We start from the raw sequence: 23,680 nt of genomic DNA on the forward strand, positions 1-23,680 counted from the left end.
TGCAGCGGTTCCACTCTGATATTAAATCTAGTGTTTGCACTCAGATCCTCTTTAAGGCAGCTAACGGCGAAAATAACCGGCCGGCGAGCTTTTCCGCCGGTCGGGTTGATTTTTTTGTTGGGCTTTATCTCACGCCTATTGCACAGGAACCATCTTTACGCAGCCAAATGCCTATAGACAGATTTTGAAAAATATTCCCAATCATAGTAATACCACCAACTCTTATAGAATTACCCTTTACATCAAATAGTTCGGGTTTCGGAGACTCGGAACATTTTACAAAGTAACCATCAGGAGCATATAATTCTGCATCTGCCTTGAATTCATCGCCAACACCGTGGGTTAGTTCGAACATTTCTTTCTTATCAAGGCTACAAATAAATTTGCCTGGCGTATCTCTTATTTCGATGTTAGCTTTTTTTCCTGCTTCAGTGGGAAAAATACGATTACCCTTAACCTTTGCCAAATACGTTCCATCAGAATGATAGATAGGTATTTGTGTTGTAAAGCCAATTCCTTGATCCTGAATTATTTCCATGAGCGGAGTATCTTCATATTTTAAAATAACTGGAACATTAAGGAATGTATTTGTCGCGACTACGACCTTTGGTGATGATTGAAAAATGAGTTCCATTTTTTCCTCCATTAAAAGCCCAACGCTGGAGTTCACCGGGAGGCGGGCGCTCTTTTCCGCCGATCCGGTGCACGACTTGTTGTGCCCAGCACTTCATGAGTCACAGTTTATACAGCAAAATTGCAGCTATGACGATGAATGCGACAACCAAAATCCACCGCTGCCACCTCAGTTCCTTAAGTATAATGTTCATTCTTGCCATGATAGTACCAAGAGGAAATTCATCGACGCGGGGAGACATGGAACCGAAGAGCTCGATATCTCGTTTGTTTCTGAGCCTGTTAAACAGAAGCTGTCCGTGTCGCGAGTTCTGAAGGAAGTCCTCAAAGTACAAGCGTGTCTCTGCCATTTGGTTTTCGCGGTCGGTAAAGAAGAAGAAATCTTCCTTTTCCTTAAGAAGGCCCTCAGGTATGTCGTGAAGGACCACCAGGTCTCTGAGAATCTTACCGCTCTGACATATGAAGAAGTGGATAAAGGCGGTTCCGGGGTCTTCTATGACGCGGTCATCCTCGATGTAGTACCAAGCCCATTCCGACACCCAGCCTTCCTTCCCGACTTCCAGGCACAACTTGAGGAGATGAAGGAGATAGGTTTCGTCTCGGTTCTGTGTTTCGATCCGGATTTCCTCTCCCCGGCTTTTCACAACCAGTGCTGGTAAGGTAAAAGATAGGTCTTCGACTTCGTAGTGATCGTCCTGTCCCAGAATGCCTCTTAGTACTTCAAGAAAGGGGTTTTCGGCAATGAGTCGCTTCTCTTGATTCATTACGCGAAGCGACGATTTGCTAATCAGATCCAAATCAACCTGATACGGATGATATGTCTTGAATGTCGGCATGGTCACCTCTCAAATCTATGGCACAACATTTACATATAAGGCAAATTTGCCTGATATCCTGATATTGAACAGACAAACAGGCAAATTTGCTTGTTTTCAATATTCAATATAGTGTATTCTCTCTAACCATGAAAAAACGATAAAACAGGAAGAAAGCTATGTCAAGTAAAAGTAATATTCTGAATGATATGCGCGATGTAATGCGGCGCCGACACTATTCGATTCGCACGGAGCGAAGCTACTGCGATTGGGTAAAACGCTTTGTCCTTCATTTCAATATGAAGTCGCGCGATGACCTGAGTGATGGAGAAAAGAAGATCGAAACGTATCTGACGTTTTTAGCTCGCGATAGGAATGTGGCGCCATCGACACAGAATCAGGCGTTGAATGCGCTGGTCTTTTTCTACAAACATGTACTCAAACAACCACTGGACGAGAAAATCAACGCTGAAAGGGCGATCAGGAAGATCAGGATTCCTGTTGTCTTGACAAGGGATGAGACGAAGCGGATCATTGGTGCGATGACCGGAATTCATCAGCTTGTTGTCAAACTGTTGTACGGTTCGGGGTTGCGCATCATCGAATGCCTGAGGCTGAGGGTGCATGATATTGACTTTGATATGAAGGCGCTGACAGTTCGTAGCGGTAAAGGGGACAAAGACAGAGTCACGACATTACCACCCAGTCTCCAAGCGGCGCTGGAGACGCATTTGATGCGTGTCAGAATCGTTCACGAAGGAGATATTGCCAACGGATACGGCGAAGTCTATCTGCCCCACGCTCTTGCCAGAAAATACACCAATGCCGCAAGACAGTGGCAATGGCAGTACGTTTTCCCCGCTCAAAAACTGTCAACTGACCCGCGCACGGGCATCGTCCGGCGCCATCATCTGGATCCCAGTCCCATCAACAAGGCAATCGCCAATGCTGTGCGGACCGCCGACGTCCAAAAGCGGGTTAGTGCGCACACGTTTCGCCATTCATTTGCGACGGATTTGCTCCGGCGAGGTACAGACATCCGTACGATCCAGAGTTTGCTGGGCCACAAAGATGTGCAGACGACAATGATCTACACACACGTTCTACAGCAAGGTGGCGAAGGCGTGATCAGCCCGCTTGAAGACCTTTGATCTTTGAAGGTCGCGCAAGGTTTCTTAAATGGTTGTTAAAAAACAGGGCAGGGGACGGCCCAGGATTGTCCCTTTTCATAACCGGGGTGATGCGTGTTGAAGGCTTGCCGGTTGTGCAATTTTTACCACGGTTCGTTGCAGTATTTTGCCGTTTTTAAGTTTATATGACATTTTTACGGTTTGCAGGCGGCCCTGTGCGAATAGTTGAACGCATTCAGGGTAGAGTTCCCACTCCAATTTCAGGCCCTTTTCCTTGATTGAATCCAACGTATCGTCCTCCTTGATCTGAAATGCCTTCTGACCTATTATGGGCCCGGAGTCTTCGCCATAATCGACAAAGTGTACTGTGCAGCCTCCGACTTTGCATCCATACCTGAATGTATCGCCATATCCATCGACTCCAGGAAAGGACGGAAGCAGGGCAGGGTGGATATTCATGATGCGCTGAACACCTGGATCAGTATTTACCCTGTTAATGAAATATGGGGTAAAATTTCTCATAAAACCGGCTAAAACAAGAAGGTCAAATGGATAAGATTTCATTTCTTCAAGAAGCTTTGCCTCGGCAACAGCCCTTGTAATAATAAAGGATTTTACCTTTTCAACGGCTGCATTATCTGAAAACAGATGCTGTTTGGAAAGTATATCATCCAGATCAAAATCATCCGGCAGGATAACCTGCTCAGGCTCTTTCTTATAATCTAGTATTATCGATTTGTAGTTAACAACAAATGTAGGAATTTTGTGTTTAAGACCCCTTTCAAGCCCTCGCGCTTCAGGGTTATCCGATCCCACAAACACCATTTTTCCATCTATCCTGCCTGATTCGCATGCATCAATAATGGCCTGAAGGTTTGTGCCACCTCCTGAGATTAGAGCGCCGATACTTATTTTTTTGCCCATTTATTATTTTCCTCCTTGAACCGCAATAGCGATTATGTAACAAAACCGATTTCATGTGTCAATTGTAAGGATTTTTCCGATTGGAAATCCATAAATATTGACAATGATTATTTATATTACTATATTTGACTTTATTGTTGAGATACCTTATTATATTTTTTTTGTAACTACACAAATAAAAAGGATATGTTATTATGGCAGCAAATATTGTAGAAGTTAACGATGACAGTTTTGATGCCGAGGTATTAGCGGCGGATAAACCCGTGCTGGTAGATTTCTGGGCTCCGTGGTGCGGGCCATGCAGGGCGATCGGTCCGGTAATTAATGAGATATCAGGTTTTTTCGGCGAGCAGGTCAAATTTGTAAAATTCAATGTTGATGACAATCCTGCCACACCTGGAAAATACGGTATCAGATCAATACCAACATTAATGTTTTTCAAACAGGGTAATGTTGTTGATCAGGTAATAGGTATAGTTGCGAAAGCAAAACTTGAAGAAATTATAAATAAAATACTGTAGGAAATTTTGTGATGAAAAAGGCTGATTTCGACCTTGTAATAATCGGCGGTGGTCCCGCGGGGCTGACCGCCGGTCTTTATGCGGCACGAGCCAGGTTAAATGTTATCCTGGTTGAGAAGGCCATTCCGGGCGGACAGGTTATTACAACCGACTGGATCGAAAATTATCCGGGTTTTCCCAAAGGTCTTAGCGGAGCCGATCTGATCCAAAATATAACACAGCAAACAAAGCGGTTTGATCTTAATATTGAAAACAATGAAGTAATTTCAATCGATTGTTCTGGAAATATCAAGGAAGTCAGGCTTTCCGATAGAACCATTACCGCTTATACAATTATCATAGCCACAGGGGCTTCCCCAAGAAAACTGGGTGTTCCCGGTGAAGATAGATTTTATGGCAAAGGGGTATCATTTTGCGCTACTTGTGACGGGCCGTTCTATAAAGACCTTGTAGTCGCTGCAATTGGAGGAGGAAATACCGCGGTGCAGGAAAGCTTATTTCTTACGAAATTTGCCAGCAAGGTATATCTTATTCATCGAAGGGACGAACTCAGGGCAACGAAGATTTTGCAGGAACGTGCTTTTGCCAACAACAAGATAGAAATTGTCTGGGATTCAATAATAACAAGCATTAACGGCGGCTTAACCAATGTCGAAAATATTACGGTAAAAAATGTTAAAACAAATGACTCAAAAAAGTTGCAGGTTGATGGATGCTTTGTCTGGACAGGCATACATCCAAACACCGGATTTTTAGGCGGCTGTGTCAGGTTGGATGAGTCCGGATTTGTTATAGCCGATTCAAACATGGAGACTTCGCTGCCTGGAGTATTTGTTGCAGGAGATGTACGCAACACTCCGCTGCGACAAATTGTAACAGCAGCAGGTGATGCTGCAATTGCGGCATTTTCAGCCGAGCATTATATAGCAAATATAAAATGAAACGTAATGCTTTAGCCATTTGAAAAAAATCAGACAGGATAACAGGACAAACAAGATTAAATCTCATTTTAGCAATCCAGTAAATCATAAAAAATCATAGTCCGAGGAAGGTGTACAAACAAATAAAAGACAAAGAATTGACCTAAAAATCATCGGTTATGCTTATAGAGTTTACAATCTGAATGAGTTGTGGTTTTAAGATTTAACTATTAATTTTGGTAAACGGAAAGTTGAAATCAAACGTAAAGTAAAGGATTTTAACGGGGATTTACAGGATAAGTTTTGATGTTTTAATCCTGAACATTCTGTTAATCCTGTCAAAAAGTCTCTTTAAAAGGCCTAAATTATTATAATGAAACGTATATTAATATTTTGTCTAATTTCTTTTTTTGTTTTTTCCAGTTGCGCGTGGTTTGAAAAAAAGGAAGAAAAACCGGCCCAGGAGCTTGCAAGCAATGGAATGGATGATTTCAAAAGTGGAAATTATAAAAAAGCGATTGAATCATTTGAAAAGTTAAAAGACTGGTATCCTTTCAGTAAATTTGCGATCCTTGCGGAACTGAAAATTGCCGACGCTTATTACTGTTTAAAGGAATATGAAGATGCTATTTTTGCTTATGAGGAGTTTGAAAATCTTCATCCCAATAACGAGGCCATACCTTATATAATATACCGGATCGGGCTGTGTTATTTTGAACAGGTGAGCACGCCGGACAGGGATCAGAGTTCGGCGGAAAAGGCAAAATCCACATTTATACGTCTGATAAAGCAGTTCCCGCGTGATAAATACGCTCATATGGGAAAAGCATATATTGAGAAATGCGATAAAAGCCTTGCCGAAGGTGTGTTCGGGGTAGGGTTGTATTATTATCAGAGCAAACACTACAAGGGGGCGCTGGCCAGATTCAAGTCGGTTATATCCGATTACCCTGATGTTGGGGTGCATTATAAGGCGCTTCAATATATCGCTCAATGTGAAGCATTGATAGAAGAAAATAACAAATAAAGGACATGTTAATGGTAGCTGCAAGCGCATGTCTGCTTGGTTACAACTGCAGATATGATGGGAAAAGCAAAAAAAGTGCCATTGTCTTTAAGCATCTGGCAATGGAAAGTATTCTGCCAATCTGTCCTGAACAGTTAGGAGGGCTTGCAACCCCGAGAGATCCGTCCAGACTTGTTGACGGAGATGGTTTTGATGTGTTGGATGGAAATGCAAGAGTCGTAAACATTCATGGAATAGACAATACAAAGGCTTTTATTGATGGAGCCTATGCTGCTTTGAATCAGATAAAAGTGCATAATGTTAAATTTTGTTTTTTAAAAGATAAAAGCCCTTCGTGAGGGGTGGGTATGTGGGAGCGGTCGCGTCCTGAGATGTCGGGCAGCACGGAATCAAACAATATAACCGGAGTTGCGGCAGCTCTTTTAATTCGGCAAGGAATAAAGATTGAAGAAATAAGCTGTATTTTAAATCAAGAAAATGGAGAAACAATCATGTCTAAAATGTGTGAAATATGCGGGAAAAAACCTTTAGTAGGAAATAATGTAAGTCATGCCCATAATTTGACAAAGCGGTATTTTAACCCAAACCTTCAAAAGGTAAGAGCATTATATAACGGGAAGGTAAAAAAAATGGTCGTGTGTACAAGCTGTATAAAGTCAGGTCTGGTTGTCAAGGCTCCTTAACTTTCTCTGCCGGCATCATAAACAGACTTTACCTTTTTAATCTCTGATAGAAGCGCATTTAAATGGTCGATGTCTTTAACATAAATTGTAAAAAAAGTTTCGACATCGCCGTTTTCCATGGTTTCTGTTTTGGCGCTGACAATATTCGAGCCATGTTTACTGATGCTGGTTGCAATGTCGGCCAGCAAGCCAATTCTGTCGCCGGAACGAACGATTATTTTTACAGGATAAATTTCTGAAATAGCCTTGTGCCACTCCACATCTATCTCCCGTTCCGGATTTATTTTTAAGGCATTTACACAACTGGACCTGTGAACTGTTACGCCGTAACCCTGTGTAATATAGCCGGTTATAGAATCTCCGGGGACAGGTTGGCAGCACCTTCCAAATTTTATAAGTATGTCATCAATACCATGTACTATTACACTTGCCTTTGGTTTTTTCTTTTTAACGTGGCCTATGATCTTGTTTAAAATAGATTTTTCTTCGTCTAATTCAGATTTTGGAATAACCTTCCTGATTACCTGCAACGGTGTTATTTTACCGTAACCAATAGCTACGATCATGTCCTCGATCGTCCTAAAACCAAAATCCTCTACTGCCTTTTGCATCTCTTTTGATTTCAATAGTTCATTAAAATTAAGGCTGTATTTACGAAAAGCCTTTTCACACATCTCCCTGCCAAGTGTAATGCTGCGTTCTCTTTCCTGATTTTTTATCCATTGCCTTATCCTTGAACGGGCTTTGACGGTCTTGACAAACTTCAGCCAATCCTTACTTGGGTGATGGTTTTTTGAAGTAATAATTTCTAATATATTTCCGTTTTTTAATACATACCGCAGCGGAACGATATGCCCGTTAACTTTAGCTCCAATACACCGATCACCTACCTCTGAGTGAATTAAATAAGCAAAATCAACCGGAGTGGCGCCCTTGGCGATCGTTTTAATCTCTCCCTTTGGCGTAAAAACATAGACTTCGTCAGGGAAAAGATCTATGCGGACACTTTCCATGAATTCATCCGGATCTCTTATGGCCTGCTGGTTTTCAACCAGATTCTGAATCCATGCAAAGGCATTGCTTATCTTCTCATCAATACGTTTCCCCTCTTTGTAACCCCAGTGAGCCGCTATACCTGATTTGGCGACCCTATCCATTTCCCATGTTCTGATCTGTATTTCAATGCGTTCACCATAAGGCCCGATTACTGTTGTATGGAGAGACTGGTACATATTTGGCTTGGGAACCCCGATATAATCCTTAAATTTCCTGGGAACAGGTTTCCATAATGAATGTATGAGTCCTAGCGCTTCGTAGCACCTGGGTATTGTATCGAGGATTATCCTGAATGCTATAATATCGTAGATTTCTTCAAATGGTAGATCCTGATCAACCATTTTCTTGTAAATGCTGTAAAAATATTTATATCTGCCTAAAACCTTGCATTCCAGACCATTTTCAGCCATCTTTTTTTTGATGTAATCTTTGACTGTTGCAATATATTGTTCCCGCCCCTCCTTATCTTTACTGACAAGGGCTTTTATTTTATAATATTCTTCAGGCTGAAGATACATAAAGGCGGTATCTTCCAGCTCCTTTTTCATCCAGTAAATTCCAAGACGCGCGGCAAGCGGCGAGTAAATATCATGGGTTTCCTGGGCAATTTTTATTTTTTTTTGCTCATTTGTGTGAAAATGCAGCGTTCTCATATTATGAAGGCGGTCAGCCAGCTTGATCAGTATAACTCTGATATCATCCGCCATGGCAAGAATCATCCTTCTGATACTTTCAGCCTGACGGGCCTGTGAAGTGTCAAAGGCAAGTGAGCTCAGTTTGGTTACACCGGATACAATATGCGAGACATCGGGGCCGAATATATCTTTTATCTCTTCTGAAGTCGCGTGGGTATCCTCGATTACATCATGTAAAAGAGCGGCTGCAATGCTGACTGAATCGAGTTTCATATCTGCCAGAATATAGGCTACTTCAATTGGGTGAGCAAGGTAGGGTTCGCCTGACAGCCGCATCTGTCCTTCATGTACCTTGGCAGAGTAAATATATGCCCGGTCTATAATATCCAGATCTGCATCAGGGTTGTTGTCGGCAACCTTGTCAAGTATATCGGTGATTCGGATCAAGGGTTAATATGCCTTTGCAAATATTGCACGGCCGGCTGCCGGCTGTTCGCAGTAAATACACCTGCCTTTTTCCTTTATGCTGAAAAGCGGAACACATCGTATCGAAACGCCAAGATCCTGCTTGATTTTTGATTCACACTCTTTTGATCCGCACCAGCATGATGATGCAAATCCACCGTGAATTTCGGGTTTTTCTTTATTTTCGGGTGTAAAAAAATCAACAAATGTTTTTTTGTCTTCGATTGTCACACTATGCTCTTTCCTGAACAACAGAGCGCGTTCAAAAAGAGATACCTGTATTTCATCAAGTATATCTGTTGCTTGATTGATAAAATCATCTCTTTTAAATGATTGTTTATCTTTATGAGACCTGTCACGCCTTGCCACAAATACGGAATTATTATCAATATCTCTGGGCCCTATTTCAACCCGGAGAGGGATACCTTTTTTAATCCAGTCCCATCCTCTTGCGCCGCCGATTTCACGATCGTCGATTTCAACTTCCAGACTGCGGCCGCAGAAGAATTTATCCTTAAGCTCCCTTGCAAGGTTTTCAGTAAACTCCATTACCCTTTGTCTGTCATCAGCTTTTCTTATAATCGGCAGCAGAACAACGTGTGAAGATGCGATTTTGGGAGGAAGCACAAGGCCGTCATCATCGCTGTGCGTCATTATAAGACCCCCTATAAGACGCGTAGATGTTCCCCATGAGGTTGTCCATGCATATTCCTCTTTTTCTTCGGCAGACTGAAATTTGATGTTGGATGCTCTGGCAAAATTCTGCCCTAAAAAATGTGATGTGCCGGCCTGCAAAGCCTTTCTATCCTGCATCATGGCTTCGATGCAAAAAGTATCAACAGCCCCTGGAAATCTTTCCGCCTCGGACTTTTTCCCCCTCATTACAGGCATGGCTAAGTATTGTTCAACAAACTGTGAATAAACATCAAGCATCAGGTGAGCCCGTTCAATCGCCTCTTCTTTTGCAGCATGGGCTGTATGCCCTTCCTGCCACAGGAATTCACTGGTTCTTAGAAATATCCTGGGCCTCATTTCCCACCTGACGACGTTTGCCCACTGGTTGATGAGTATCGGAAGATCACGATAACTGGCAATCCACTTTGAAAATGCATCTCCGATAATTGTTTCGGAAGTCGGCCTCACTATCAAAGGTTCATTGAGCGGACCTGCAGGCACCAGGCCGCCGTTTGGGCCTTTTTCAAGTCTGTGATGCGATACAACTGCGCATTCCTTTGCAAACCCCTCAACATGCTCGGCCTCTTTTTCAAGAAAAGAAAGGGGAATAAATAATGGGAAATATGCATTTTTCACCCCTGTTGCCTTAAACATTTCATTAAGGATGCGCATGATATTTTCCCAAACAGCATATCCCCACGGCTTTATTACCATGCAGCCTCTTACAGGTGAATTCTCAGCCATATCCGAGGCCTTGACCACCTGCTGGTACCATTCCGGATAATCTTCAGCTCTTGTCGGACTTATTGCGGTTTTAACCTGTTTTGCCATATTGATCCTTTCTATCCATCAGCTCAATTTCTTTCAGTAAAACATCAACGAGTTTTTCCTGAGAAAACTTTTTTATCACCTTCCCCTTTTTGAACAGTATCCCGGCGCCGTCAGCGCCTGCGATTCCGATATCCGCTTCCCTTGCTTCTCCCGGGCCGTTTACAATGCAGCCCATTATGGCTATCTTAATTGGCAGAGAATTTGATATAAGGGCTTTTTCAACCTGCTTGACAATATTAAACAGATCGATGTTGCAACGGCCGCAGGTCGGACATGATATTATATCAGGACCATGCCGGCGAATATCAAGAGCCTTCAGAATTTCATAGCCCACACGAACCTCTTCGACAGGATCTCTGGTCAAGGAAACACGGATCGTATCACCTATCCCTTCTGCGAGAAGCATCCCTATGCCGAGTGATGATTTAACTATCCCAGGATAAAGAGGGCCAGCCTCTGTTATACCCACATGAAGAGGAAAATCGGTTTTTGATGAAAGCAGCCTGTAAGCCTCAACACTGCGGAGCACATCCGATGCTTTTATAGATAATTTTATATCATAAAAGCCATATGATGTTAATAATTCTATATTACGGGTGGCGCTTTCAACCATACCCTCAGCAGTAACGCCTTTATGTTTTTTCAAAATATCTTTTTCAATAGAGCCGGAATTAACTCCTATCCTGATTGGGATATTAAATTCTTTTGCGCATTCAACAACCGCCTTTATTTTTTTGGCTCCTCCTATATTACCTGGATTTAATCTCAAGCCATCAGCTCCGGCCACAGCCGAAGCAATTGCCAGGCGGTAGTCAAAATGGATATCTGCTATAAGAGGGATCGATATTTTGTCCTTTATTGCAGAAATTGCCTCGGCAGCCTCCATATCCGGCACAGCCACCCGGACAATCTCACACCCGGCTTCTTCCAAACGTTTTATTTGTAAAACCGTGGCCGCGACATCCTGAGTAAAAGTATTAGTCATGGACTGAACAGCAATCGGAGCCATTCCACCGACTTTTACTTTCCCGACCATGATCCGACGTGTTTTTTTACGTTTTATTTTCATAATTAAAAATACTAACAAAGGCTTTAATTTTGTTCAAGCAAATAGAAGCTCTATGCTTTATAATTGTGTTTTTAATTGAATTGCTGTATAAAACTGCCCAACATCAACTTAGCGCACTTTCGGTGCGAACATAAGTGCCTAAAGTTAAGGAATGCACCTTCGGTGCAACGGATTTTAAAGTTATGAGTGTCTAAAGTAGTGGAGTGACAACATCCTGTAGCTCCTGCCGGATAGTCGGCCGGCAAGTGGGTTATCAATTAGCACGCCGAAGGCGTACCACAACTTTAGGCATTTTAGGCACTTTAGCTCATTTTAGGCACTTTCCTGCTCAGCGATGCATTTGTCTTATCGCGCTGAATTCATTAGGCAAAAAATGGGATTTCCTATACTATCAAGTTGTATTAACAAAAGGAATAAAATAATGATTGATCAGAAAAACAATCAATTTGCAGCAAAACATCAAAACAAAGCGCAAATAAGTACTATTATTAAAAATGAAATTTTAAAACAGAATAAGGACGGCGAGCTCCCATGTCTTGTCGCATTTCAGATCGCAGACAGTCTGCGGGTTGCAGCCGCTGAAGTGGGAAGGACTGTTGATCTTATAAATTTCAGGCTGACTAAATGCCAGCTGGGCCTGTTTGGTTATAAACCTCAAAAAAAAATCATTAAAGCTAAAGAGCCTGAAGACCGGAACTTAAAAAAAGCAATCCATGACAGGCTGATTGAAGGAAGACTGCCTTGCATAAGTGCATGGGAGATCGCATCTGAATTTAACGTCCACAAGATGATGGTAAGCTCTGCCTGTGAGGCCCTGAATATCAAAATAATCAAGTGTCAATTAGGAGCTTTTTAATCATAAATGGCCGGCAATAGCTTCAATAACATTCTGAAATCTCTGCTCAATAAAGCAATTATTCTTTTGTTTATTTCCTGCAATCTGCTTTTTGTCTATATAAATTCATCTGGATTTCGTGAACTGGACAAGATCCTTGATGCAGGCAAAATTACTGTAATAACTCGTAACAATTCACATTGTTATTATTTATACAGAGACCAGACTATGGGCTTTGAATATGAGCTCGCAAAGCTTTTTGCGGATTATCTTGGAGTTGCTTTAGAGGTAAATATAGCTGAAAAATGGGACTCGATGATTTCGGCTTTAAAAGATGGAACAGGTTCATTTATAGCCGCCAACATGGCTGTCACACCTAAAAGGCAAAAAGAGGCTGCTTTTTCCGATGGTTACATGTCAACTCAACAATATGTTATTGTCCGTCGCGACAATACGAGCATTAAAAGAGTCGCGGATCTTGCAGGTAAGACTGTTCATGTCAGAAGGGGAACATTCTATCAGGAAAGGCTTAAAGCTCTTAGAAGAGATGGAATAGATATTAAAATTAAACTGTATGACAATATTCCAACCGATGAGTTGATACAACAGGTGGCGGAAGGAACTATTGACATTACTATTGCTGATAGAAACATTGCCTTGCTTAACCGAAGATACTATCCTCAGATAGCGCTTGCATTAGCAATAAGTAACGAGAAGGATTTGGGCTGGGCGGTAAACCCCGATGAAACCAGACTTCTGAATAAAATCGATCTCTTTTTTAACAAAATTAAAAAAAACGGCAAGCTCAATGAAATATACAATAAATATTATGCAGATATAGATAATTTTGATTATGTTGATCTTAGAAAATATCACATAAGGCTTAAAACCAGATTGCCCCAATACAGCCAACTTATTAAGGATGTAGCAAATAGATATGGATTTGACTGGAGGCTGATAGCTGCTCAAATATATCAGGAGTCTCATTTCGACCCTGAGGCAACAAGTCATTCAGGAGCCTTTGGCCTTATGCAACTGACAGTTCCGACTGCCGATAGTCTTGGGGTAAATGACGTGTTTGATCCGGTCCAGAATATTAATGCAGGAATTCGCCATTTAAAGAATCTATACGAACATTTTGACGGAGCAGATTCTTCAGACAGGTTGTTTATCGCTCTTGCCGCATATAATATAGGGCAGGGGCATATACTGGATGCAAGAAATCTTGCAAGACAAATGAACTTTGATCCGGACAAATGGTCTTCTCTGGGGAAAACTCTACCTCTTTTACGATATCGAAAGTATTATGAAAAGGCTAAATACGGATACTGCAGAGGAAAAGAACCAATAAAATATGTTAAGCAGATAATGATTTATTATGATATTCTAAAACGGATGAGCCTGGTATTTAATACAGATAACGGGTCAAAACAAAACCTTTAACCCCACCCTGTTTCTTCCGGCGGATTTGGCTTGATAAAGCATCACATCCGCTGCATTAACAAGGCTTTTCTGGTCATCGTTCTCACTAAGCGTTGCAACGCCAAAGCTAGCCGTCTTTCGGATGCTTTGCTCACGGGTAATCGCAATATCGAGGTTTTCAATAACGGTTCTAAGCCGTTGCGCCAATTCCATCGCTTTTGGCGTTTTCGTATCCGGCAGCACCACGACAAATTCTTCTCCACCGTACCGGGCCAAATAATCCTCTTTGCGAATGGCATTTAAAACTGCTTTTGAAATTGCTTTCAGCGCCGCATCACCGGCAGGATGGCCGTAGGTATCGTTTACCTGTTTAAAATGATCGATATCAAACATGATGATCGAAAGGTCTCGATCGTAGCGCTTGGAACCGGCTATATGGTGACCCAAAAGGCGATCAAACTCCTTTCGGTTATAACATCCGGTGAGGGAATCCAACGCCACATCATATTTCAGCCGTTTAATGCTCAAGTAATTTTTCAGCGCCACCCCGAGTGTCTTCACGATAATTTCTAAAATTTCATCATGGTATGGCAGCATATGCCTTTCAGGCAAAATGTACATTCGTGCCAAGCACTTATCATCCATCAGTGGATAGGAGAGAAGATTTTTATCGTGAAACGTCAGCAATTCGCTGGTCGTATTCGCCTGTTCATTGATGGAATGGATCTCTAAATCCCCAATCGTTTTAAAATCTTTATAAATCAATTGCTTTAATGGTGCCTGATAAATGCGTGGATCAATCCAGACATCCAACCGGTCTTGATCCTGGTCTTGTACGGCAAAGGCAAACAGGTGGTAGTCCAAAATTTCTTTTAAGCATCGAGAAGCCTCTTGCAAAATATTGTCCAGAGACGAGCATTGGTTCATGGAAATGATATAATGGTTAAGTGCCTTGTAATCAATGCGCCGTGCTATTCCAAGGAAAACATGTGCCGCTGTGCTTGCATTTCTGAAAAATCTTTTAATGGGTAGTATCATGGGGCCATCCTTTGTAAAAGCAATCCTTAAAATTATTTGTAAAAGCAAGTCCCATGCCAATGTAAAGAAAATCCGGTTTTTCAAGGGTAATGCTGTAGGAATCGTGCAGGGATTGGCAAAATTTTCCCGCCGGGGGATGAAATATTTTCATACTTTTCCTGAAAATTATAAAAATCCCATGCTCACCCAGGGTTAATTTGCATTTGTACCCGCCATATAGCCTCGAGGGAAAATATGCTCCCCATTAAGTCAAAGTTTTGACACAATATTTTAAACAACCCTCTTTTTTTACCCGGCATCGTCAAACCATTGACACATGTTTCCAGCCAACCAATCCCTATGCCCAGAGGCGCGAACTACTTTCAGATACCCCTTAATTGTTTTGCTACCGAGCGCCAATGGCGTTGTACGCCTAAACCCCATTCGGCTATAGTTATCTTGAAAGAGGTGGACTTTTGGGGCTTTGGTGGGAATTTGGCGTCAAAGTTGAATAGCGAATAGCAATATCATCGGCCCAAGAGTTTCAAGGAATTGATTGAAGGATTCAGGGGGTACAAGGGGATATGGTGAAGCATGGACTGACTTTTTCAAAACCTACCATTGACAGTGTTATAAAACTGTTACATATATAATTGATTAAGTATAAAAAAAGCGCTTAGTTTATTTCTAAGCGCTTGAACCGCAATAGCGAGCGAATCTAAAAATTGCCAACTTCCTTACGGTCGAAGATTCCCTGTAGTTTGCGACATGGTTCTTTAATTTATTTATGGTGGAGCTGAGGGGGATCGAACCCCTGACCTCATGACTGCCAGTCATGCGCTCTCCCAGCTGAGCTACAGCCCCATGTTATACAGGCAGGCAAGACGCAACCAGTAACAAAAAGTATTTAAGGTGTCAATATTTATTTAAATGGGCACATGACAAACAGATTCGGAAATTTTATATGGTAAAAACATATTTTATCATTTTCATTGTGGTATTGAAGCATATCTTAAAAGGCCGGAGTTAAGAATAGAGAATGGATCGCCAAAATTCTAACAAAGCATATGGAGGATATACTCAACCGGAAAATACGGTTGATATGTTCAAGGAGTTTGATGCAACACAGCTTTATTGCCCTTGTTGCAAACAGGCTGTTCCTGTCCGGAAACGCCTTCTTCTCGTTCTTCCCGAAGGGGATAAGTATGAATATTTATGCGTATTTTGTTCAGAGACCGTTGGAACAAAGATGGATAGAAATGGAACGCAAGACAGTATAATTATTTAAAACATGATGGATTTGACTTTTACGGATTTATCAATTTTGATAAAGGTGGATTGCAATGCTTAGATTAATGCGGGACCATGCCAGCAGCTGGCTGATCAAGGTTATATTAGGAGCGATCGTTATTGTTTTTGTGTTCTGGGGTGTTGGAAGCTTTCGCGCTCAAAAGGGAGGCAGGGTCGCCATAGTTAACGGAGATTCTATCACCACGGGAGAATACAAAGAGGAGTACAACAACCTTATTGATCAGCTCCGTCAAAGATTTGGCAACAGATTAGATGATAAAACGATACAGATGCTTCAGATAAAAAACCAGGCTTTAAATCAGCTTATAGAGCAGAAACTTTTGCTTCAGGAAGCCGCAAAACTCAATTTTCGTGTTTCAGATGACGAGCTTGCCGCAGCTATCAGGGGAATAAAAGCATTTCAAACATCCGGAGTATTTGACAAGAGCCTTTATAGAAGTACTTTAAATCGCTACGGGTTGACCCCTGAGCAGTTTGAGGTTAACCATAAAGGCTTTATGCTTATAGAAAAGTTGAGATCATTTTTGCTTGGCAATCTCAAGGTCTCAGACGGGGAGGCCATGGAATGGTTCAAATGGATCAATGCATCGGTAAATATAGATTATATTCTGTTCGAGCCCGGCACATATAAAGATATCAATCCTTCTGCGGAAGACATTAACACTTTTTTTGTTGATCATAAAGAGTCATATAAAACAGAACCGATGATAAAAGTTCGATTTTTATGTTTTGCCCCTGACAATTACAGGCCAAAGGTCAATATTTCGGATAAGCAAATCCAGTATTATTATGAAGCACACCAGGAAGAATTTAAAACAGATAAAACTGTTGAGGCTCGGCATATACTCATAAAGGTTGACAAGGATGCCGGCCCGGAAGCTGTTGAAAAGGCAAAAAATAAAGCCCTTGATATTCTGCAGATGACTAAGGAGGATAAGGATTTTGCCGAGCTTGCCAGACAGTATTCCGAATGCCCGAGCAAAGACCAGGGTGGACACCTTGGCGTATTTAGAAAGGAGGCTATGGTTAAGCCATTTGCCGATAAAGCTTTTTCCATGAAAGCCGGAGATATCAGCCGGCCGGTTCGCACAAGGTTTGGGTGGCACATTATAAAGGTTGAAAAAATCAATGAGGGATCGATTGTTTCCATTGATGAAGCAAAAAAAAGGATACGCAAAAAACTTATCGATGAAGAGGCAAAAACTCTTGCTTATGAAGATGCGGGATCTGTTTTGGATACTATTTTTGAAGGAGATGATCTGATAAAGGCCTCCAATGAAAGAAAATTCAAGTTGCAGACAACAGATTTTTTTACTGTAAAAGGTCCGGATAAGGGTATTAAAAACCGCGAAAAGTTTGCTTCCGCTGCTTTTAATCTTTCGGCCATGGAGATTAGCGATATACACGACCTTGGAGATGGATATTACATCCTTCAGGTGATTGAAGAAAAAACCGGGGAAATACCCGAATTAAAAGATGTGCAGGAAAAGGTCATTGCAGCCTTGATAAAGGAAAAACAGGATGAAAAGGCGAGCAGTGATGCAAATGAGTTTTTGTCTGGTTTAAAAAAAGGCAAATTAATGAGCGCGCAGTGTGTAAAATATGGTTTGCAATTAAGCAGCACCGGTTTTTTCAAGCGGGATGAGTCTGTTTCTGATATTGGATTGGAGAAAGGAATTATTGAAGCTGCTTTTAAACTTTCAAATAAAATAAAATTGCCGGAAAAGGTAATTAAAGGAGAAAAAGGTTATTACGTAATCAGCTTCAAGGAGAGGAAAGAGGCAGACCCAGAAGGGTTTGTCAAAGAAAAAGCAAACATAAAAGAAGGATTGCTGCGCCAAAAAAGAATCAAAACATTTGATGAATGGTTGACGCAAATAAGAAACAAAAGTAATATTTCCATTGAAAAGGACTTTTTAAAACAATCATAAAAAGAGACTTTTTATTTTGCAATCATTGCTCTCATCATATCGCCGGAGTTTTCAGCATGATCTGCTATGGAGCCGATTATTTCAATCAATCTGATTAGATGAAATACTGAAACCGGGTCTAAATTAATCTCAAAGATCCTTCGTTTAAGCCTGTCTTCCACCACATCTGCTTCATGTTCCTTGTGACGTAAACTACGGATGATTTCCTTGACTAAATTCCGCTGGGTTTCATTAAAGGTTTCAAAATACTTTTTTGCTTCTGATACCATCCTGCCCATTTCCTCGATGGGGTCAATGCTTGAGTCAACCAGAAGCAGGAAGTCCTTTGTAAGCACTTCCGGAATTACAGGTTCAGGTCTATAGGAAATCCAGTCAAGAGCATCTTCCACTGTGTCAAGAACACTGTCCTGTTCTTTTAAATATCGGAACAACTGGAATTTGTCTAAAGGCATCAAGGTTCCTTTTGGCAGGTGCCCGCGTATGCGGCGCTTTATGGCATCTGCTTCTCTTTCCAGTTTAATAACTTCCTGTCTGAAGTCTTCAAAATTTACGCATTTCCTCGACAAATAACACTCTATGGCCTGTTGAAAAGCCCACGCACATTCTTTCACCTTTTCCGCATGTTCCATGAGGGCGTCAAAAGGTGATGTGATAAACAGCGATAAAAATGGTATACGCATAATTATCTCCTTTATAGAATTAAGTGAAGTATTTTAAAAATTATCATGCTGGTTACGGCGGAAATGGGTACGGTCAAAACCCAGTAAATCATAATTTTTATGATTATTCTGAAATTGACCGCTTCTAACCCTCGTGCAAGCCCCACACCCATCACGCCGCCAATTGCCGCATGTGTTGTGGAAACAGGAAGCCCCATTTTTGAGGCGATAAGAACGGTTGTCGCAGCGGCAAATTCAACGGAGAAACCACGTGTATTAGTAAGGGTTGTAATTTTTTTGCCGACAGTCTCCATGACCCGTGCGCCGGCCATACCAATTCCACATGCAATCCCTATGCCTCCAAAAAGAAGTAGAAAAACAGGGACAGGCATCTCAGCGCCAACACCGCCTGTTTTAAACAGAAAATAGATTACTGCAAGGGGGCCGATTGCGTTGGCCACATCATTTGCGCCTTGAGCCAGTGCAACATAGCAGGATGTTCCTATTTGAATGCTCCTGAAGATTTCTTCCGCCCCGTTTTTTTTATTTTTAACAAATCGTTTTAAAGCCAGCATCCCAGTATATCCGAGAGCCACGGCCAGAACAAGCGCTATGAGTAATGCCGACGTAGTCCCAATCGCAAGTTTTTTACCAAGAGGTGTTTTAAAAAGAAATGATAAAACAACAACAAAAAAGGTGATACCGATAAAAAAAGGGGATAATTTAAGCGCTCTGACAAATGAATCCTGTTTTGAAATAATCAATTTTACAATAAATTTGAACGTTACAAAGGCAATGACAAGGCTGAAAACCGGAGATATGACCCAGCTTGATGCAACAGCAGCGAGTTGATTCCATTTGATAACCTCGACACCTCCTGCCATTATTCCAAAACCGATCATGGAGCCTACAATAGAATGGGTTGTAGATACGGGCAGAGATTTCCAGGTGGCAAAACTCACCCACAACGCGGCAGACAGTAACGCGGAAAGAGCGCCAATAATCGCCATGTGTGGATCCGTGAGGATTTCAGTCGAAACAATGCCATTACGGATTGTGTTCGTAACATGCGATCCGATAAATACGGCGCCAACTATATTCAGTATCCCAGCAATAAAGATTGCCTGGCGGACTGTAATAGCCTTGGCTCCGACAGCAGAAGCCATGGAATTGGCGACATCATTGGCGCCAATATTCCAGGCCATATAAAAACCAAAGATGTAACCGGTAATCAGGATATAATATTCCGTCGGCATTATTAATTAATTGGTGTTCCTTTTAAGTAATAAAAAAATTAATTTTGCATAAGTTTTATTCATTGTCAATTATTAGTTCTCCTTTTTGTTGACTTGTAATAATGTGTATGTTACGGATTTTTGAGAAGAAAAATTTTTGAACATATCGCCACGTGTCTTTTTTCGACCATAAAGAACTTTTCAATTACTTAATTTTAAGGAGGGGTATTTAGATGAAGAAATTACAGGCTCAATTAAAAACCATATCTAAGTCTCTTATGGCGCTTTTCAAGCAGGTTGATAACATTTTAAAGCAGACAAACAAACTACAGACACCTGAGGCAACTACTGCTTCTAAAAAAGTAAAAACTACTGCCGCAAAGGCAAAAAAGACCAGTGTAAAGAAAAAACCTGTAAAGAAAAAAACCGCCCTTGCTGCTGAAAAAAATGAGACTGCTCTTGAAGCAGTATTAAACATAATTAAAAGAAGCAGAAAAGGGGCAACAATTGTCGAATTGAAAGAAAAAACCGGCCTTGTTTCCAGGCAGCTCAGCAATGCTCTTTATAAGCTTGCAAAGAAAGGGCAGATTATCGCAAAGGAGCGCGGCATTTATATTAAAAAATAATAGTTGAGCGGTTTTTCGAAGTTTTATGTTTATTTTTTTATAAGCTAAGCCGGCTTAACGTAAAGATAAAAAGCCTTTAGCTTGCCAGGCATATCATGGCAGGTTTGCTAAAGGCTTTTTGGCTTTTACAAGGGGTTTTACAATGCTGAAAAAGCTTTTCAGACAGTTTGTCTTTAAATATTTACTCTATAGTCTTGTTTTTTTAGTTGTATTATCTTTTTCAATTACTGCGCGTCAAACAGATGCGACAGGTAAGTATTTAACAGTTGCGAATGCCAATGTTGGCAACCCCTGTTTTCAGGCAAAGTGGCCACATGAAAAAAGCGAACTTCTTCCAGACCCATCCCTTGTGTTTGGAAGGTTGCCGAACGGCTTCAGGTATCTATTGATGGAAAACCGAAAACCAAAGGGCAGGGTGAGCATGCATCTGAATGTTCAGGCGGGATCGATGCATGAGTCTGATCAGCAGCAGGGAATGGCCCACTTTCTTGAACATATGCTTTTTTGTGGTTCAACCCATTTCAAGCCCGGAGAACTCGTAAAATACTTCCAAAGCACAGGGATGAAGTTCGGCCCTGATGCAAATGCGCGTACAGGATATTATGAAACGGTTTATGATATACTTTTACCAAAGGGAGACAGGCAAGGTCTAGAGAAGGGACTCGCTGTGCTCAAAGACTTTGCAGACGGCGCCATTTTCCCTGAGGCCGAAATAGACAGGGAACGCCGGATTGTTTTGGCTGAAAAGCGTACACGTGATTCTGCGTCCTATCGCAGGTTTGTTTCAATTATGAAGTTTGAGTTTTCTGAAGCAAAAATATCAAAAAGATTTCCCATAGGCCTGGAAAATTTTATTAAAAATGCAGACCGCAAAATGTTTAAAAATTTTTATGATACATGGTATAGACCGGAAAAAATTATACTTGTAATGACCGGAGACTTTGATGCATCCTCGGCTGCTTTACTTATAGCTGAAAAATTTTCTACGTTATCTGTAAAGGCTTTCCCTTTGCCGGAACCGGATCTGGGCAAAATAAATCATAAAGGGATCAAAACATTTTATCATTTTGAAAAGGAAATCGGAAATACCACGACCAGCATAGAGATAATAAGAAAAATTGTGCAGCAGCCGGATTCCTTTAATTTTCAGAAAAGATTACTTATTAAGGATATTGCAGATCAAATTGTCCAGAACCGACTGGATGTACTGGCAAGCAAGTCTGATACCCCTTTTACCTTGGCTTCCATTAGCAGCGGCATTTCCAATAATCAGATAGAATCCGCCGAGATTACAGCAGAAAGCAGCCCTGAGAACTGGGAGAAATCACTTGCGCTTCTTGAGCAAACCCTTAGAAGGTCATTGAAATACGGATTTACTAAGTCAGAGCTTGAGAGGGTAAAAAAGGATTTCAGGTCAAGGTTGGATAATGCTGTAAATAAAGCGTCAACTCGAGAAAGTCGGTTGCTGGCGGGCGAAATAATAATGCATCTTAATACAGATATGGTTTTTCTTTCCCCAAAGCAAAGAAGAGATCTTCTGCTTCCGGTTATTGACCGACTGACATTAAAGCAGGCGCACGATTCATTCAAGGAGACTTGGGCGCCTAAACACAGGCTTGTGCTTGTTACAGGAAATGCTGAGCTGAAAAGTATTGATGAAAAACCGGAAGATCTGATACTTGCCGCATATAATAGAAGCAGCATGATTGGCGTGTCAAGACCGGCTGAAATAAAGACGCGGGCTTTTCCTTATCTGCCGGAACCTGAAAAAAAGGGGAAAATCAGCGATAGAACCGAAATCCCGGAACTTGGCATTATCCAGGTTGATTTTGAGAACGGCGTCAGCCTGACCCTGAAAAAGACAGCTTTTAAGGCTGATGAGGTGCTTGTTAATCTGTCATTTGGATTGGGCAGATCTGTCGAACCCGCTGATAAGCCCGGACTTGCTGCTTTAAGCGCTGAAGTAATTAATGAAAGCGGACTTGGCAAATTCGAAAGGGATGAAATTGAACGCGCCCTGGCAGGAAGAAGCACAGATGTTAATTTTTCTGTGGCCGAAGATTGTTTTTCCTTTAAAGGCGAAACAGTATCAAAAGAGGTGCTGTTGCTGTTTCAGCTCCTTTATGCTCATTTGACGGATCCGGCATATAGTGCAGATGCCTATAGACTTTCCATGGACCGGTTTAGGCAAAAATACCTTAAACTTTCCAGTTCCATTGACGGCGCCATGAGCCTTACCGGGAAGCGCTTTCTTGCCGGAGGCGACAGCCGTTTCGGGCTTCCATCTTATAATATGTTCAAACATTTGGCTCTTAATGATGTTGAATCATGGCTTGACCCATCATTAAGATATGATAAAATTGATGTTTCAGTGGTTGGTGATTTTGATGTTGATGCAGTAGTTGATATAGCTTCTAAATATCTTGGTAGCCTTCCTAAGCGAAGGGATGTAGATAAACAGGAGATGTTAAAATCACCCCGATTCCCTGTTGCTCAAGCACTTGAAATAAATGTTTCAACTAAAATTTCAAAAGGTCTTGTAGCTGTTGCATATCCAACTGAAGATTTATGGAATATCCATAGAACACGCCTTTTTTCTGTACTGGCGGATATTGTTTCAGAAAGGTTGCGGGAAAGGATTCGGGAAAAACTAGGGGCTGCCTATTCTTTTGTCGCATACAACAGTGCAAGCCGGGCATATCCCGGATATGGGGTGTTTCAAGCCTTTATTCATGTTGATCCAAAAGAAAGCAATATGGTGGTTGGGGAAGTAAAGAAAGTCATATCGGATCTTGTCGTTAGCGGAGTAAGCAAGGAGGAGTTAAAGCGTGCCATCAGGCCGACACTTACAGGCATAAAGGATATGCTGCAAAATAATTATTACTGGCTAAATACTGTTCTTTCGGGATCAAAAAAGCATCCTCAGCAGCTTGACTGGAGCAGGACAATAATGGATGATTATGCTTCCATTACAAAAGGTGAGCTGTCTGTTCTGGCAAAACAACATCTAAACAACGATAAAGCAGCAGTAATTATTGTTAAACCGGAATAAAGGGATTAAAAACATAAAATACTCAATGTATTTCTGCGGTTACACGAAGTGAAGGATCAGCGCTCATATTTTTGCCTTCCTTGAACTTAAACAAAATTGAGCATTTTTCAAAGGCCTCTATATGGACTCCGGTTTTCACCGAAGTGACGACTTTTTACGAGTTCATCAGCATTAACACTATATCTATTGTTTTTATGTTTATATCCTG

The 23,680-nt window shown here is 41.4% G+C and carries 22 protein-coding genes and 1 tRNA gene; 12 read left to right on the forward strand and 11 right to left on the reverse strand.

The features are described 5' to 3' along the window. Nucleotides 1-124: 124 nt before the first annotated feature. Both VMW78_06180 and VMW78_06185 read right to left on the reverse strand, forming a co-directional pair. Entirely contained in the window at nucleotides 125-634 is a 510-nt protein-coding gene (locus VMW78_06180; protein HUV50588.1) for a hypothetical protein, read from the reverse strand. Between the two features lie 100 nt (nucleotides 635-734). Next, a complete protein-coding gene (locus tag VMW78_06185; GenBank protein ID HUV50589.1) occupies nucleotides 735-1,469 on the reverse strand; it encodes a hypothetical protein in 735 nt (244 codons plus the stop codon). Nucleotides 1,470-1,627: 158 nt separating this feature from the next. Between VMW78_06185 and VMW78_06190 the strand changes: the two genes are divergently transcribed. Next, nucleotides 1,628-2,599: an integron integrase gene (locus VMW78_06190; protein ID HUV50590.1), complete on the forward strand. Its 972-nt coding sequence runs from the start codon at nucleotides 1,628-1,630 to the stop codon at nucleotides 2,597-2,599. Between the two features lie 75 nt (nucleotides 2,600-2,674). Here VMW78_06190 and purN read toward each other — a convergent pair whose 3' ends face one another. After that, the gene (purN, locus tag VMW78_06195) at nucleotides 2,675-3,502 is read right to left on the reverse strand and encodes a phosphoribosylglycinamide formyltransferase (GenBank protein ID HUV50591.1); all 828 of its coding nucleotides are present in this window, start codon (nucleotides 3,500-3,502) and stop codon (nucleotides 2,675-2,677) included. 194 nt (nucleotides 3,503-3,696) lie between these two features. Between purN and trxA the strand changes: the two genes are divergently transcribed. The 5 genes from trxA to rpmB all read left to right on the forward strand — a co-directional run bounded on the left by trxA (nucleotide 3,697) and on the right by rpmB (nucleotide 6,653). Next, nucleotides 3,697-4,023 (forward strand): thioredoxin, encoded by a 327-nt coding sequence (trxA, locus tag VMW78_06200; GenBank protein ID HUV50592.1) that lies wholly within the window; start codon nucleotides 3,697-3,699, stop codon nucleotides 4,021-4,023. 11 nt (nucleotides 4,024-4,034) lie between these two features. After that, entirely contained in the window at nucleotides 4,035-4,964 is a 930-nt protein-coding gene (trxB, locus tag VMW78_06205) for a thioredoxin-disulfide reductase (protein HUV50593.1), read from the forward strand. Nucleotides 4,965-5,316: 352 nt separating this feature from the next. Beyond that, nucleotides 5,317-5,970, forward strand: a complete 654-nt coding sequence (locus tag VMW78_06210; GenBank protein HUV50594.1) for an outer membrane protein assembly factor BamD — start codon at nucleotides 5,317-5,319, stop codon at nucleotides 5,968-5,970. Nucleotides 5,971-5,981: 11 nt separating this feature from the next. Beyond that, nucleotides 5,982-6,308 (forward strand): DUF523 domain-containing protein, encoded by a 327-nt coding sequence (locus VMW78_06215; GenBank protein ID HUV50595.1) that lies wholly within the window; start codon nucleotides 5,982-5,984, stop codon nucleotides 6,306-6,308. Between the two features lie 153 nt (nucleotides 6,309-6,461). Beyond that, complete coding sequence (rpmB, locus tag VMW78_06220) at nucleotides 6,462-6,653, forward strand: 50S ribosomal protein L28 (protein ID HUV50596.1); 192 nt, start codon at nucleotides 6,462-6,464, stop codon at nucleotides 6,651-6,653. Here rpmB and VMW78_06225 read toward each other — a convergent pair. The 3 genes from VMW78_06225 to ispG are packed head-to-tail and all read right to left on the reverse strand — an operon-like array spanning nucleotide 6,650 to nucleotide 11,384. Then, nucleotides 6,650-8,791 carry a bifunctional (p)ppGpp synthetase/guanosine-3',5'-bis(diphosphate) 3'-pyrophosphohydrolase gene (locus tag VMW78_06225; GenBank protein ID HUV50597.1) on the reverse strand — a complete coding sequence of 714 codons (2,142 nt, stop codon included), beginning with the start codon at nucleotides 8,789-8,791 and terminating at the stop codon, nucleotides 6,650-6,652. The two genes, rpmB and VMW78_06225, sit on opposite strands and share 4 nt — an antisense overlap. 3 nt (nucleotides 8,792-8,794) lie before the next feature. Then, entirely contained in the window at nucleotides 8,795-10,315 is a 1,521-nt protein-coding gene (proS, locus tag VMW78_06230) for a proline--tRNA ligase (GenBank protein HUV50598.1), read from the reverse strand. After that, on the reverse strand, nucleotides 10,299-11,384 hold the full coding sequence (gene ispG / locus VMW78_06235) for a flavodoxin-dependent (E)-4-hydroxy-3-methylbut-2-enyl-diphosphate synthase (protein HUV50599.1): 1,086 nt from the start codon (nucleotides 11,382-11,384) through the stop codon (nucleotides 10,299-10,301). The genes proS and ispG overlap by 17 nt, the downstream gene beginning before the upstream one ends. Before the next feature lie 421 nt (nucleotides 11,385-11,805). On the opposite strand from ispG, the gene VMW78_06240 reads away from it, so the two are divergent. Together VMW78_06240 and mltF are read left to right on the forward strand one after the other, a co-directional pair. After that, the gene (locus tag VMW78_06240; protein ID HUV50600.1) at nucleotides 11,806-12,240 is read left to right on the forward strand and encodes a hypothetical protein; all 435 of its coding nucleotides are present in this window, start codon (nucleotides 11,806-11,808) and stop codon (nucleotides 12,238-12,240) included. A 6-nt stretch (nucleotides 12,241-12,246) separates the two neighbouring features. Next, entirely contained in the window at nucleotides 12,247-13,662 is a 1,416-nt protein-coding gene (gene mltF, locus VMW78_06245; GenBank protein ID HUV50601.1) for a membrane-bound lytic murein transglycosylase MltF, read from the forward strand. Here the strand turns inward: mltF and VMW78_06250 are convergent. The 3 genes from VMW78_06250 to VMW78_06260 all read right to left on the reverse strand — a co-directional run bounded on the left by VMW78_06250 (nucleotide 13,645) and on the right by VMW78_06260 (nucleotide 15,522). Continuing rightward, nucleotides 13,645-14,679 carry a GGDEF domain-containing protein gene (locus tag VMW78_06250; GenBank protein HUV50602.1) on the reverse strand — a complete coding sequence of 345 codons (1,035 nt, stop codon included), beginning with the start codon at nucleotides 14,677-14,679 and terminating at the stop codon, nucleotides 13,645-13,647. The genes mltF and VMW78_06250 overlap by 18 nt on opposite strands. After that, nucleotides 14,663-14,830, reverse strand: a complete 168-nt coding sequence (locus VMW78_06255; protein ID HUV50603.1) for a hypothetical protein — start codon at nucleotides 14,828-14,830, stop codon at nucleotides 14,663-14,665. Before VMW78_06255 ends, VMW78_06250 begins: the two co-directional genes overlap by 17 nt. 616 nt (nucleotides 14,831-15,446) lie before the next feature. Next, nucleotides 15,447-15,522: transfer RNA gene (locus tag VMW78_06260), tRNA-Ala, on the reverse strand. Between the two features lie 175 nt (nucleotides 15,523-15,697). Between VMW78_06260 and VMW78_06265 the strand changes: the two genes are divergently transcribed. Both VMW78_06265 and VMW78_06270 read left to right on the forward strand, forming a co-directional pair. Then, nucleotides 15,698-15,946 carry a cytoplasmic protein gene (locus VMW78_06265; protein HUV50604.1) on the forward strand — a complete coding sequence of 83 codons (249 nt, stop codon included), beginning with the start codon at nucleotides 15,698-15,700 and terminating at the stop codon, nucleotides 15,944-15,946. A 55-nt stretch (nucleotides 15,947-16,001) separates the two neighbouring features. Beyond that, nucleotides 16,002-17,900, forward strand: a complete 1,899-nt coding sequence (locus VMW78_06270; GenBank protein HUV50605.1) for a SurA N-terminal domain-containing protein — start codon at nucleotides 16,002-16,004, stop codon at nucleotides 17,898-17,900. A gap of 11 nt (nucleotides 17,901-17,911) precedes the next feature. Here the strand turns inward: VMW78_06270 and VMW78_06275 are convergent, their stop codons facing one another. Both VMW78_06275 and VMW78_06280 read right to left on the reverse strand, forming a co-directional pair. Next, complete coding sequence (locus VMW78_06275; GenBank protein HUV50606.1) at nucleotides 17,912-18,580, reverse strand: TIGR00153 family protein; 669 nt, start codon at nucleotides 18,578-18,580, stop codon at nucleotides 17,912-17,914. Between the two features lie 11 nt (nucleotides 18,581-18,591). Next, entirely contained in the window at nucleotides 18,592-19,815 is a 1,224-nt protein-coding gene (locus VMW78_06280) for an inorganic phosphate transporter (GenBank protein ID HUV50607.1), read from the reverse strand. A gap of 212 nt (nucleotides 19,816-20,027) precedes the next feature. On the opposite strand from VMW78_06280, the gene VMW78_06285 reads away from it, so the two are divergent. Together VMW78_06285 and VMW78_06290 are read left to right on the forward strand one after the other, a co-directional pair. Beyond that, the gene (locus VMW78_06285; protein HUV50608.1) at nucleotides 20,028-20,420 is read left to right on the forward strand and encodes a hypothetical protein; all 393 of its coding nucleotides are present in this window, start codon (nucleotides 20,028-20,030) and stop codon (nucleotides 20,418-20,420) included. 142 nt (nucleotides 20,421-20,562) lie between these two features. Beyond that, on the forward strand, nucleotides 20,563-23,472 hold the full coding sequence (locus VMW78_06290) for an insulinase family protein (GenBank protein ID HUV50609.1): 2,910 nt from the start codon (nucleotides 20,563-20,565) through the stop codon (nucleotides 23,470-23,472). The last annotated feature ends 208 nt before the right edge of the window (nucleotides 23,473-23,680 follow it).

This window comes from Anaerolineae bacterium, assembly GCA_035529315.1.
Taxonomy (GTDB): Bacteria; Desulfobacterota; Desulfobacteria; order Desulfobacterales; family ETH-SRB1; genus Desulfaltia.

Excerpts from the sequence above, each read along its gene's own strand:
- VMW78_06265 (HUV50604.1), top strand. The coding sequence starts at position 15,698 with ATGGATCGCCAAAATTCTAACAAAGCATATGGAGGATATACTCAACCG.
- VMW78_06275 (HUV50606.1), bottom strand. The coding sequence starts at position 18,580 with ATGCGTATACCATTTTTATCGCTGTTTATCACATCACCTTTTGACGCC.
- VMW78_06285 (HUV50608.1), top strand. The coding sequence starts at position 20,028 with ATGAAGAAATTACAGGCTCAATTAAAAACCATATCTAAGTCTCTTATG.
- VMW78_06215 (HUV50595.1), top strand. The coding sequence starts at position 5,982 with ATGGTAGCTGCAAGCGCATGTCTGCTTGGTTACAACTGCAGATATGAT.
- VMW78_06270 (HUV50605.1), top strand. The coding sequence starts at position 16,002 with ATGCTTAGATTAATGCGGGACCATGCCAGCAGCTGGCTGATCAAGGTT.
- VMW78_06210 (HUV50594.1), top strand. The coding sequence starts at position 5,317 with ATGAAACGTATATTAATATTTTGTCTAATTTCTTTTTTTGTTTTTTCC.
- rpmB (HUV50596.1), top strand. The coding sequence starts at position 6,462 with ATGTCTAAAATGTGTGAAATATGCGGGAAAAAACCTTTAGTAGGAAAT.
- VMW78_06250 (HUV50602.1), bottom strand. The coding sequence starts at position 14,679 with ATGATACTACCCATTAAAAGATTTTTCAGAAATGCAAGCACAGCGGCA.
- ispG (HUV50599.1), bottom strand. The coding sequence starts at position 11,384 with ATGAAAATAAAACGTAAAAAAACACGTCGGATCATGGTCGGGAAAGTA.
- proS (HUV50598.1), bottom strand. The coding sequence starts at position 10,315 with ATGGCAAAACAGGTTAAAACCGCAATAAGTCCGACAAGAGCTGAAGAT.
- VMW78_06280 (HUV50607.1), bottom strand. The coding sequence starts at position 19,815 with ATGCCGACGGAATATTATATCCTGATTACCGGTTACATCTTTGGTTTT.
- trxB (HUV50593.1), top strand. The coding sequence starts at position 4,035 with ATGAAAAAGGCTGATTTCGACCTTGTAATAATCGGCGGTGGTCCCGCG.
- VMW78_06180 (HUV50588.1), bottom strand. The coding sequence starts at position 634 with ATGGAACTCATTTTTCAATCATCACCAAAGGTCGTAGTCGCGACAAAT.
- mltF (HUV50601.1), top strand. The coding sequence starts at position 12,247 with ATGGCCGGCAATAGCTTCAATAACATTCTGAAATCTCTGCTCAATAAA.
- VMW78_06255 (HUV50603.1), bottom strand. The coding sequence starts at position 14,830 with ATGAAAATATTTCATCCCCCGGCGGGAAAATTTTGCCAATCCCTGCAC.
- VMW78_06190 (HUV50590.1), top strand. The coding sequence starts at position 1,628 with ATGTCAAGTAAAAGTAATATTCTGAATGATATGCGCGATGTAATGCGG.
- VMW78_06290 (HUV50609.1), top strand. The coding sequence starts at position 20,563 with ATGCTGAAAAAGCTTTTCAGACAGTTTGTCTTTAAATATTTACTCTAT.
- purN (HUV50591.1), bottom strand. The coding sequence starts at position 3,502 with ATGGGCAAAAAAATAAGTATCGGCGCTCTAATCTCAGGAGGTGGCACA.
- VMW78_06185 (HUV50589.1), bottom strand. The coding sequence starts at position 1,469 with ATGCCGACATTCAAGACATATCATCCGTATCAGGTTGATTTGGATCTG.
- trxA (HUV50592.1), top strand. The coding sequence starts at position 3,697 with ATGGCAGCAAATATTGTAGAAGTTAACGATGACAGTTTTGATGCCGAG.
- VMW78_06240 (HUV50600.1), top strand. The coding sequence starts at position 11,806 with ATGATTGATCAGAAAAACAATCAATTTGCAGCAAAACATCAAAACAAA.